General features: G+C 53.8%; 10 protein-coding genes. All 10 read right to left on the bottom strand.

Annotation, left to right across the window (positions count from 1 at the left end; all coding sequences use genetic code 11):
* Positions 1 to 209: 209 nt before the first annotated feature.
* On the bottom strand, positions 210 to 1,220 hold the full coding sequence (gene aroF / locus MRY86_RS12080; protein WP_293563082.1) for a 3-deoxy-7-phosphoheptulonate synthase: 1,011 nt from the start codon (positions 1,218 to 1,220) through the stop codon (positions 210 to 212).
* Between the two features lie 3 nt (positions 1,221 to 1,223).
* A complete protein-coding gene (gene trpA / locus MRY86_RS12075) occupies positions 1,224 to 2,015 on the bottom strand; it encodes a tryptophan synthase subunit alpha (RefSeq protein ID WP_293563083.1) in 792 nt (263 codons plus the stop codon).
* The gene (gene trpB / locus MRY86_RS12070; protein ID WP_293563084.1) at positions 2,012 to 3,208 is read right to left on the bottom strand and encodes a tryptophan synthase subunit beta; all 1,197 of its coding nucleotides are present in this window, start codon (positions 3,206 to 3,208) and stop codon (positions 2,012 to 2,014) included. The genes trpA and trpB overlap by 4 nt, the downstream gene beginning before the upstream one ends.
* Entirely contained in the window at positions 3,205 to 3,864 is a 660-nt protein-coding gene (locus MRY86_RS12065; RefSeq protein WP_293563085.1) for a phosphoribosylanthranilate isomerase, read from the bottom strand. The genes trpB and MRY86_RS12065 overlap by 4 nt, the downstream gene beginning before the upstream one ends.
* 11 nt (positions 3,865 to 3,875) lie before the next feature.
* A complete protein-coding gene (gene trpC, locus MRY86_RS12060; RefSeq protein WP_293563086.1) occupies positions 3,876 to 4,697 on the bottom strand; it encodes an indole-3-glycerol phosphate synthase TrpC in 822 nt (273 codons plus the stop codon).
* A 33-nt stretch (positions 4,698 to 4,730) separates the two neighbouring features.
* Positions 4,731 to 5,723, bottom strand: coding sequence for an anthranilate phosphoribosyltransferase (gene trpD / locus MRY86_RS12055; protein ID WP_293563087.1), 993 nt, complete (start codon positions 5,721 to 5,723; stop codon positions 4,731 to 4,733).
* A 2-nt stretch (positions 5,724 to 5,725) separates the two neighbouring features.
* A complete protein-coding gene (locus MRY86_RS12050; RefSeq protein ID WP_293563088.1) occupies positions 5,726 to 6,322 on the bottom strand; it encodes an aminodeoxychorismate/anthranilate synthase component II in 597 nt (198 codons plus the stop codon).
* Between the two features lie 3 nt (positions 6,323 to 6,325).
* Positions 6,326 to 7,744, bottom strand: a complete 1,419-nt coding sequence (locus MRY86_RS12045) for an anthranilate synthase component I family protein (RefSeq protein WP_293563089.1) — start codon at positions 7,742 to 7,744, stop codon at positions 6,326 to 6,328.
* 255 nt (positions 7,745 to 7,999) lie between these two features.
* A complete protein-coding gene (locus MRY86_RS12040; RefSeq protein WP_293563090.1) occupies positions 8,000 to 9,961 on the bottom strand; it encodes a hypothetical protein in 1,962 nt (653 codons plus the stop codon).
* Between the two features lie 2 nt (positions 9,962 to 9,963).
* On the bottom strand, positions 9,964 to 11,721 hold the full coding sequence (locus tag MRY86_RS12035; RefSeq protein WP_293563091.1) for a family 16 glycoside hydrolase: 1,758 nt from the start codon (positions 11,719 to 11,721) through the stop codon (positions 9,964 to 9,966).
* Positions 11,722 to 11,803: the final 82 nt, after the last annotated feature.

Here is an 11,803-nt window from a genome sequence, read left to right as displayed (position 1 = left end):
CATCGTCTGGGGTCGTTGATCCAGACATTCATCGTCTGGGGTCGTTGATCCAGACATTCATCGTCTGGGGTCGTTGATCCAGACATTCATCGTCTGGAATCTTGGATTTGCGACATCGGCCACTAACGAAGCATAGCTTGTCAGGGCAAGCGCAAGCATTGAGTAGGTTTGCTGTAGCAAACCACTTAATCGTCAGTATAACCTCTTTACTAAAAGGTTTCCCGCAACTCATAAGCCTGCCGCATACGCCGGTACAACCGGGCCGCCTCCGGAAAGCTCAGTGTCTGCTGCCCATCCGAAAAGGCCTTTTCGGGCTGTTCGTGGACTTCCATGATGACGCCATCAGCGCCTGCCATGATGGAAGCCAGCGCGATTTTATCCACGTAACGGCGCAGGCCGATACCGTGCGATGGATCAGCAATTACCGGAAGGTGCGTCTTTTCTTTGAGCATGGCAATGGCATTGACATCCATGGTATTCCGATAGGCGGTTTCATAGCTGCGGATGCCACGCTCACAAAGCATGACCCGTTCGTTCCCATTAGAAAAAATGTACTCAGCAGCCTGTAACAATTCATCGATGGTACCGGAAATACCGCGCTTGAGCAATACTGGCTTATCCACTTCACCCAGGGCGTCCAACAGGTTGAAATTCTGCGAGTTGCGTGCACCGACCTGGAATACATCTACATAGTCAGCCATGGCTTCGATTTGCTCCACCATCATGACTTCGGTGATGATTTTAATACCGGCCTCACGGGTGCGCTTGTACCACATCTTCAGCCCGTCTATACCAAGCCCCCGAAAGGAATAAGGCGAGCTGCGGGGTTTGTATACGCCGCCCCGCATGATGCGCACGCCCTCCTGCTGCAGGTGCGTGATGGTCTTCTCGATCTGCTCCTCCGACTCTATGGAGCAAGGGCCCGCCATAATACCAAAGTGGCCAGTCCCTAACTGAATGCCATCGCCGAGGTCGATGACAGTGTCTTCCACCTTCCATTTTTTAGACACTAGTTTGTAGGCGTCGCTTACCCGGTGGATGTCGCGTATGCCCGGCAGGGTGCCAATGCTGCGGATATCGAATTCAGCCTTGCCTACGCCAATGATGTAGTCTGCAAACTGCGTCGTTACCCGTGTGGTACTGTATCGGATAGCGTCAAGTTGTTCTTCCAGCTGTTGCAGTTGATCGGCTTTAATATTCGGTTCGAGTTGAATGATCATGATTTAGTCTTGAGGGATGGGTGTTTTGAGAATTTGCTGTACAAACTGATGAGTGGTTTCGTCTACGGGCTGCCCTTTCCCAAGCGCCCGGATGTAAGCACTGCCAATGATCGCTCCGTTGGCGTACTGACAGGCCGTTCGGAAGGTTTCATGGCTGGAAATACCGAATCCTATCAGGCGCGGGCTTTCCAACTCCATGCTCCGAATGCGCTCGAAATAGGCGATCTGCTCGTCTGAAATCCCCGATTTCGCTCCTGTGATAGCAGAGTTGGAAACCATATAGACAAACCCGGTGCTCAATGCATCGATTTGACGGATGCGCTCGTCGCTTGTCTGTGGGGTGATGAGAAAACTGATGTCCAACCCTGCTTTTTCGATGCCTTCCCGGTAGAAGTTTTCGTATTCGTAAATCGGAAGATCGGGCAGAATCAGCCCATCGATGCCCACCTCTGCACAGCGGTCGAAAAAGCGTTGCTCCCCGTACTGCATCACTGGATTGAAATAGCCCATCAGCACCAGCGGAATATCGGTATGTTGCCGGGCCTCAGCGATTTGCTCAAACAAAAGCGGCAGGGTCATGCCATTCTGAATCGCCTGCTGACCGCTCTCCTGTATCGTAGGACCGTCTGCCAGCGGATCGGAATAGGGCATGCCCACCTCAATCAAGTCTACCCCCACCTCATCCAATGCGCGGATGACCTTGCCGGTGTCGTGCAGGGCAGGATAGCCGGCAGTGAAGTAGACATTGAGAATATCCTTGGGCTTTTGTGCAAATAATTGTTGCAATCGGCTCATATTGCTCCGTTTTGGTAGTCATCAAAATGATTAATGAAGGTTTCCAGGTCTTTATCGCCCCGGCCTGAGAGGCAGATGACGATGACATCGCTGCTGTTGTATTCCATAACGTCCAGCGCGGCAAACGCATGGGAGGTCTCCAATGCCGGGATAATGCCCTCTTTCCTCGACAGGAAGTAGGCGGCTTTAAGGGCGTCCTCATCCGTAATGCTAATAGCTTCAGCCCGCCCGCTTGCGATGAGGTGGGCGTGCATAGGGCCAATACCAGGATAGTCCAGCCCGGCAGAAAGGGAATAGGGCTCCACAATTTGCCCGTCTTTAGTCTGCATGAGCAAGGTCCGGCTGCCATGAATGATACCTTTGGTGCCCAATATGCTTGTCGCTGCCGATTCGCCGGAATGCACCCCTTTACCAGCGGCTTCCACCGCGATGAGGCGTACATCAGGTTCGTTAAGGTAGTGGAAATAGGCGCCAGCAGCATTACTCCCACCACCAACGCAGGCGATCACCGCATTGGGCTTAGCGCTCCCCGTATGTTCCTCCAGCTGCCACTGCATTTCTTCACTGATCACAGATTGGAAGCGGGCGACCATATCCGGATACGGGTGCGGGCCCACGGCAGAACCGATGATGTAGTGCGTGTCCACGGGATTATTAATCCAGTCCCGGATGGCTTCGTTGGTGGCGTCCTTGAGCGTTCGGCTGCCGCTTTCTGCCGGGCGCACTTCTGCTCCCAGCATGCGCATGCGGGAAACGTTGGGGGCCTGCCGCTTGATATCCACAGCGCCCATGTAAACCACACAGGGCATGCCCATGAGGGCGCAGACGGTAGCCGTGGCCACACCATGTTGCCCGGCACCAGTTTCCGCGATGATGCGCTTTTTGCCCAACCGCTTAGCCAGCAGGATTTGCCCGATGGTGTTGTTTATTTTGTGGGCGCCGGTATGGTTGAGGTCTTCCCGCTTTAGGTAAATATTGGTGTTGTAATGCTCCGAAAGCCGCTCTGCCAGGTACAGAGGTGAGGGCCGCCCGACATAATCGCGCAACAAGCGGTGGAACTCCTTTTGGAAAGTATCCTCCTGCATAATCTCCAGATAACGCTGCCGGAGCTCTTCAATATTCGGGTAGAGCATTTCGGGTATGTAAGCCCCGCCAAACTCTCCGTAGTAGCCTCTTTCATCCACTGCGATCATAAGGTGTCGTTTTTCAAAGTTCCAAGAAAAGGTTTCAGCAGCTCCGGGTCTTTAACGCCCGGTGCAGTTTCGAATTTACTGTTCAGGTCAATGCCATACAGCTGTGGGTGGCGAAAAGCCAATACGTCGGCTGCGTCTTGTGGGCCAATGCCCCCGCTAAGGAAGAAAGGGGTCACGCCCTGATATTGCTGCAGCAGCTCCCAGTTGAACTGTTCGCCATTACCGCCGTAGTGCTTGCCTTTCGTATCAAACAGCACGTAAGCACAGTGGGCAGCGTAGGGGTACACCCGGTTGAAATCGAAAACATCACCTACCTGAAAAGCCTTCATCAGCTGTGCCTTGCGCATGGATGTGGTTTCCATGAGGTTCCGGATGAGCTGACAGTATTCCGGGCTTTCCTCGCCGTGGAGCTGTACCAGGTCTAGCTGAAAATCATGGACCGCATTGAGCACCTCCTCGATTTCCGCATTGACGAAAACGCCTACCCGCTTTTTACCGGACAGCGCTTCCTTTTGCTCTTCCAGCCATTGGGCCAGCTTAGGCTTTACCGCTCTTGGTGAATTGGCGTAGAAGATAAACCCCAGCCAGTCGACAGGCAATTGGGCCACTTCCAGGATGTTTTCCGGCTCGCGCAGGCCGCATACTTTGATTTGCATTCCGATAGTCATTAATTTTTAGCAATCGCGCCGTCCAGCAGCGCTTCCACGTGCCTGACTTGCTTCACAAATTCCTGGCAGGCTTTACCAGGCTCAGCCTGCTTCATGAAGTGCTCCCCAATCAGAAAGCCTTCATAGCCTGCATAACGGAGTTCTGCCACCACCTGTGGGTCGCTGATGCCACTTTCGGATACCCGCGCTACGCCTTCCGGCAATTGCCCAATCAGCTCAAGGGAGGTGGCAATATCCACATTAAAGGTAGTCAGGTCGCGGTTGTTGACCCCTACGGCATCAACCTCGGGCACGTACTTGGATAACTGCCCCGCACTGTGCACTTCCATTAGGATTTCAAGCCCAAGGGCTTTGGCCTGCTTCGCCAGCGCTGCCAACTGACCAGGTTCCAGGCACTCCGCAATGAGCAGTACTGCATCCGCACCAATCGACTTGGCTTCAATCAGTTGGTACTCGTCAATTACAAAGTCTTTACGCAAGATGGGGCAAAAGTTGAATTTCCGGGCTTCCGTAAGGTCGGCATTTTTGCCGCCAAAAAACTCCCCATCGGTGAGCACAGAAAGCGCAGATGCCCCAGCCTGCATATACCCAATCGACACCCGCTCCACGGATGCGTAGGGATTGATATCTCCCTTTGACGGGGACCGCCGCTTAAATTCAGCAATGACACCTGATTTGTCAGTCCGGCGGAGGTACTGTTTCAGGGAGACCACCGGGGTCTCAAAATAAATGCTTTGCTCCAGCAGCTTGACCGGGTAGCGTTCTTTGCGCTGTGCGACCTCCTGCTTTTTGTGGGCAACGATTTTATCGAGGATGTTCATATTTTCTTGTTTATTGACCAGTTTTGGCCAGATTTAATTCATGGAAATCAATTGGTCTAGAGTACGCCGGGCCTTACCACTTTCGATGCTTACCCGGGCTTCCGCCATGCAATCGGACAGGCTTTGCTCCGGGCGCAGGCACTGAATAGCCAGGCCGGCATTGGCGACAACGACTGCCTTTTGAGCTTCTGTACAGGCATTCTCAAGCACCGAACGGAAAATATGTGCCGCCTCTTCCGGCGTGTCGCCTCCGTGCAAGTCTCGCTGCTGCAACTGTGGCGCCTGTAAATCCTTAGGCGTAAAAATGGTGTCCGACTCATTGGTCCGCAGCCGAAAAGGGCCGGTCAGGGACACCTCATCGTACCCATCGAGTGCATAAACGATGCTGTAGCGCCGGCCGGTTTCCTGCATAATGTACTGATACAGTCTTGACAACTCCAGGTCGAACGTCCCAAACAGCTGATGTGTGGGCTGCACCGGATTGACAAGCGGGCCAAGCATATTGAAGAAGGTCTTCATACCCAACTGCTTGCGCACGGGTACCACTTCCTTCATAGCCGGGTGGAACAATGGGGCGTGCAAAAAGCAAATATTCGCCTGATCAAGCTGACGGCGCAGTGTGTCTGTGTCATTGGTAAAGGTATACCCCAGCTCCTGCAATACATTGGAAGACCCTACCGAAGAGGATACGCCATAGCTGCCATGCTTGGTGACTTTATAACCCGCACCAGCTACGACCACAGCCGAAGTCGTGGAGATATTGAAAGTGTTTTTCCCATCACCTCCCGTACCGACAATATCGATGGTTTCCATGCCATCCACTTCGAAAGGTACGCAGAGTTCCAGCAGCGCATCACGGAACCCTTGCAGCTCCGCAATCGCCACAGGGCGCATTTGGAAGACCGTCATGAAACTGGCCACCTGCACATGATTGTAGCGAGCATGGGAAATATCCAACAGCACCTGCCGGGCTTCCTCCCGGCTAAGCCGCTCATGGTTAAAGAGACGGTTAAGAATTGTTTTCATAATCAGACAGTTACCGGTTCTGGGTTCACGCAATACTTGAAGAAGTTGGCGAGCATTTGTTTGCCCTCCGGTGTCATGATAGACTCCGGGTGGAACTGCATGCCCCGGACGTTGTATTCCCGGTGGCGCATCGCCATAATTTCTCCCCGGTCGTCCACCGCGGTTATTTCGAGCTCCGGCGGAAGGCTATCCTTTTTCACCACCCAGCTGTGGTAGCGCCCGGCCTGAAACTGATCCGGCAGCCCCAGGAACAGGGGCGCATCGGCAACCACTCTGGTAATCGGAGTTTCAATGCCGTGGTAGACTTCCTCAAGATTCAGCAAATCCGCGCCAAAGGCTTCACCGATCGCCTGATGCCCGAGGCAAACGCCAAGGATGGGCTTGGTTGGGGCATAGCGTTGAATCAGCTTTGGCATGATTCCGGCTTCGGCGGGCAGGCCCGGGCCCGGAGAAAGCACGATGGCATCAAAATCGTCCACTTCTTCGAGGGAAATCGCATCATTGCGGCACACGGTCACCTCCTGTTCCAACAGTTCCTGAATGTACTGCACCAGATTGAAGGTGAAGGAATCGTAATTATCGAGAACGAGTATGTTCATGATTTAGAGTTTTTCGGCTTCGCGCAGTGCTTTGGTAAGCGCGCCCAGTTTGTTATTGACTTCCTGTAGTTCTTTTGCTTCTTGACTAGCCACTACTATGCCCGCGCCGGCCTGATAGTACAAGGTATTGTCCTTGCTCAGGAAAGAGCGGATGACGATAGCGTTGTTCATCTCTCCATTGAAATTGATGTAACCCAGGGCACCGCCGTAGAAGCTGCGGTTTTGATTTTCGTACTGATTGATTAGCTCAAGGGCTTTGTACTTGGGCGCACCTGAAAGCGTACCTGCCGGGAAGGTATCGCCAAAGACTTGTACCGGGTTCGTATCCGGCCCCAGTTCACCAGTCACCTTGGAGACCAGGTGGATCACATGGCTGAAGTACTGAATATCTTTGAGGGATTCCACCTTGACATTCGTAGCGTGGCGCCCCAGATCATTGCGGGCCAGGTCGACCAGCATGATGTGCTCAGCATTTTCCTTAGGGTCATCGCGCAGTTCCAGGGCATTGCGGGTGTCTTCTTCCAGATCGCCGGTCCGGCGGTAGGTGCCGGCGATGGGGTTGACCACTGCCTTGCCTTTATTTACAGACATCTGTGTCTCCGGGCTGGAGCCAAAGATCCGGTAACTCCCAAAATCAGCGTAGAAGAGATAGGGCGAAGGATTGATAGAGCGCAGGACTCTGTACACACTGAAGTCGTCGCCGGTATACTTCTGGGAAAACTGCCGGGAGAAGACAATTTGAAAGACATCCCCGACCTGGCAGTGGTGCTTCCCAATGCGCACCAGCTCCATAAATTCCTCATCGGTGAGGTTGCTTTCTTCTTCTCCCACCCGCTGGAAATGATGGGTGGCAAACTTCTGGCTTTTGATCAGCCGGTCCACCTCATCCATACGGGAGGGTGTGCCCTCCGGCAGGTTCTCCAGCACGTAGAGTTCATCCTTGAAGTGGTTGATCGCAATGATGATCTGGTAGAGATTGTACCGGATGTCAGGCAAATCGAAGCGCCGCTTTTCCGCATCAAACTTCAGGGTATCAAAATACTGTACGGCATCGAATGCGGTGTAGCCAATCAGCCCGTTAAAGCCGGCATAGGCCGCATCCTGTTCCACCTCGAAGCGCTTGAGAAAACCCTGCATCGCTGCCGGGACAGCGAGGGTGTCAGTGACCTGATGCTGCTCCGTTGTGCCGTCCGGCCAGCGCTCCGTAACCTGGAAGTTCTGCACCTGAAAACTGCCCAGTACGCCCAGCCCCATGAAAGAGTAACAATCCTCCTTATTACGGAAGTCGTTGTTCTCAAGCAGCACCGGTTCTGAGAAATGGTCACGCGCCTTGAGATAAAGCGTCACCGGCGTGACCGTGTCCGCCAGGTATCGTCTGACCGTGGTTTTGATTCTGAATGTTGTGTCCGTAAGCGTTGGCATGAATGATTTCGTTATGCGGTGAAACAGAAAAGCGGCTTGCCGAGTGAATCGACAAGCCGCTTTTTATCTTGATTTAATTTTACAAGCATAGCCGTGTCACTTCACGCGGTCTCCCGAACGATTGTGCCACCACCACCAGTTGTTGCTTGTAAAAGAATTCATTTCAATTGTGTTTGCGCCAAAGATAACGGCATTTGATTTAGAAAAACAAATGTGCCTGCAAAATATTTCAATCCCTTGCAAAAGTATGACGATTTACTTCAGGGAGTTGATCCACCGGGCAATCTTCAGTGCTTCCTCCCGGGGCACCTGTGGCATAGGCGCCATTGGGGTATAATCAGGCCAGTTTTCAGGCTCCGGATTGTAAATCAGCTCCACGATACGCTCCGGCGTGTAGCCCCGTTTTGCGATTTCCTTAAACGCTGGTCCCACCTGCCGGGTATTGGGGTTGTGGCAGGCGGTACAGGTGTTACGGATCAACAGGGGCTCGATCTCAGCATACATCGGCACTGCATCCCTTTTTTTAGCCGTTGCTTTTTGCGCGGCTTTGGCACGGCGGGCTTTAAGCGCAGCCAGAGCTTTAGCTTCTTCCTTTGCCCGCTCAGCGGCAGAGCTGTAGCGAATCCAGGCATCATTCGCCAAGGCAGTACCATCAGGGATGGCGTTGAGGGTGTAGTACGCGGTGGGGTGCAAAATCCGCAGGCTCGTATCCTGAGCTGCACGGATGCCCGGCACATTTAGCTGATGTATGAAATGTTCCCGCATATTAGTGACCTGCAGGCGCACAGTTTTCCCGTTATCAGACACCACTACGCCTGCTATATTAAGCGGTTCTTTTTTGATCGTTGGGCTGCCGTAGACCGGATGGTACTTATAAATGAAGCTTTGCCCGGAGTATGCATCCAGGTCTTTGGCGCTCTTCGGATCTACGGCTTTTGTGAATTCAATCTCGAAACCATCGGGCATAGCACGGACCGTTTTCATCTCGAATGGGATCAAACCAGTCCACACCAGGCGCTCCAGCCCGGAGGTTTTAGTGCCGGCGGAACCCCAGCCCCGGTTGGTCTCACCAACGTACAGAGAGCCGTCACTGCCCCAATCCATACGCAGTACGCCCGACTGAAAACCGGAGCGAAAGTCAAAAGCCACGCCCTGATACTGCCCCTTTACCTTTTCCAGTACCACCCGCATGATCTTGCTTTGCCCCTGATCACCTACAAACAGCTGCCCGGCAAAAGGGCCAAACTGTCCGCTTGTCTGATCTTCGAGTATTTCGGAATTGGAAATACCCAGGATGCCATGTGGCAGCCAAACCGCAGGCACCTGCACCTGAGTGAAGTCCTTTTCCACTTCAAAAAGCATATCCGGATCTGCTTCATCCGGGATATTGGAGGGTTTGAGGTAGCGCCCGTTTTCCATTTCCCGACGCCGGTCTATTTTAGCAAAAAAGGCTTCCTGCGTCAAAGATACCGGTGAGTTGTCTTCTTCTGACCATCTCAGCCCGGCAGGATGCCCGGTGAAACTGCCCTTTTCCACGTGCCAAATCGCCCCGCTGCCCATCCAATCGCCCTGATTGTCATCATAAAAGAATTCGCCATCGTAAACGCCAAGCCCGCAGGGGGAACGCATGCCCGTAGCCCAGGGCTCCATCTCCCCCTCGCCGGTGATGCGCATCGTCCAGCCGCGCCAGGGCACACGGCTTTCGCCCCGCCACCATTCTTCGTCACCAAATGCGACGTTGGTGGTGACCATCATGCTGCCATCCGGCATAAACTTAGGCCCGTAGGAGTACTCGTGGTAATGCCCGGAAAGAGGCCAGTCATAGACGGTTTCGTACCGGTCCGCTACGCCATCGCCATTGGTATCGCGTAAGCGGGTGAGCTCGCCCCGTTGTACGGCATAAAGGGCGTTATCCCGGTATGCCAGACCAAGCGGCTCGTGCAGCCCTTGTGCAAACAGGGTGTACTGCGGGGTACCCCCAGCGTACATATCCGGGTTTTCCACCATCCATACATCGCCCCGGCGGGTGCAAAGAGCGATGCGGCCGTCCGGCAAGGTGGCCAAACCGCCGACCTCGAGCAGGATATCTTCGGGCACCGGCAGCGTAAGGATTTGATAGTATTGGTTTTCGCGGTCCTGTAAAGTTTCCTGCGCGACCAGGGCGGGTGTCAGCAAGAGCAGCCCCGCCAGTAAAAACGTATATCTTGAAATGGTCATGGTTACCAGTTGATCGTGTATTCAATTTGATTGTGCAAGGGCAGCAGCAGCTCCGATTTGCCGCCTATTTCGCGCAAGGTGGCATTGATGCCCTGAGGCAGTTCGATGTAGTATTTCTGATCGACTTCGTACAAGCCCCCCTGCAACTGCCGGATGTTTTCGCCTGCTGCCAAACGGACGAAAAAGGGCGCAGTTGAACCCTCTAAATGCAAGTGCCGGACTAGCCCTTTGCCGGTGCTGCCGGGCAGGACTTCATCCCGGATGCTGGCACCTTCCATTTCGTACAGGAAGACAGGGTGCCCGGTTTTCGGATCCACCTCATAGCCCACATTACGGAAACCAGCGGCTTCAGACAGGCCTTCGGGGAAAGAGGCCGTAGGGGTTGACAGCGGGGCAACAGAATGCCCTTTCGCTAAATAAACCGGACTGCCCAGTGGGCGGAAGGAGCCATCACCGCGGCCGTTCCACATCGGCGTGGCATCCACGAAACCGCCCCTCCAGATACAAACCGGTGTTCCGGCTTTCAAATCGTAAACATAGTGTGCGCCCTGAGGAGTGCCTACACCAATGGTATGCGTCAGGCGGTCTTCCCGGTTGTTCTCATAATCGAGAAAAGCCCGCAGCAACCGGGGGCGCTGCCCTACTCTTTCGACAATGGCACCGCTACCTGAAGGCGGTGGAAAAGAACTTAAGCCATGCATCGGTGCAGGGTGAGCCGTCAAATTGTACCAGGCCAGCCGGGTGGGAAACCAGCCTTCTCTTTTATAGTAAACCAGTTCAAAATCATGAGTGCCCTCGTCCAGCTTCAGTTCAAGGGGCTCGCTGAATCTGCGCGAATGAGCGACTTCCAGGGATTGCCCGCCGACCTGCAAGCGTATGCCACCTCCTCCTTCCAATTGAAAATCATATTGACCGGAGGCCGCTACCGTCAACTGCCCCTGAATTCTCATGCCAAAGGTGGAAAAATCCATAGCCGGTGCCACCGTAAACTGTTCCATTGTGCCCGAAGCCGACACGCTATCGCCTCCTACTGCGGAGGGCCTGTCAAATGCACCTTCGTAGATTTCGTAACGCAGGTTGGAGAAATGCACCGGTTGAGCCTCCATCAACTGATAGCGGATGTTTCGGAAAGCAACCGGGCCATGATCGCCCTGTATCATCAAAGGCCCCTTCGGCACTTCATTCAGCTCAACGGGGCCGCCCGTTGGTGCCGGGATTTCCACATTATTGTGAATGCGTACGCCATTCAGGTCAACGTAGACCATTTTGGCGTTTTGAACCTTTCGTCCATCCGAATCAAAGCGGGGGGCCTGAAAAGCGATCCGCATATGCTGCCACAAGCCGGGCGCTTTGGCGGCATTTGACAAAGGTGCTTTGCCCAGATAGTCCGGGTAAACATCATTGGGCCAATTGCGATAGATACCGCCAATATCGCCGTAAGTGGGTTGTTGGACGCCCCAGCTATCTAAGAGTTGCACCTCATACCGCCCTTGGAGATAGATGCCGGAATTAGAGCCTTTGGGCAACATCACTTCCAGATCGAGGATGATATCACCGTGCTCCAGCCGGGTCAACAGCTGATCGCGCAGGGAGTCGTCGTTTTGGTTAATCAGTACACCGGTGCCAGGCTTAACGCGTACGGCGCTTTTCAGATCATCATGGATGTCGATAAACGGGTGCATGTGCACCTGGCCCGCTACGGACCAGTTGCCGACCTGTGGCTGAAAGGCGGTCAAGTCGTTAAGCGGTAATAATTTCATAGGCTGCCGTTGACCCAGAAGGGTATGGCTAAACAACAACAGAAGCAATAGGATTCTTGGCATAATCAGATTGGATCGTTCG

Origin of the sequence: Phaeodactylibacter sp., assembly GCF_022763345.1 — a bacterium.
In the GTDB taxonomy this organism is placed as follows: Bacteria; Bacteroidota; Bacteroidia; order Chitinophagales; family Saprospiraceae; genus Phaeodactylibacter.
This window is presented reverse-complemented; position numbering and strand designations above follow the sequence as displayed.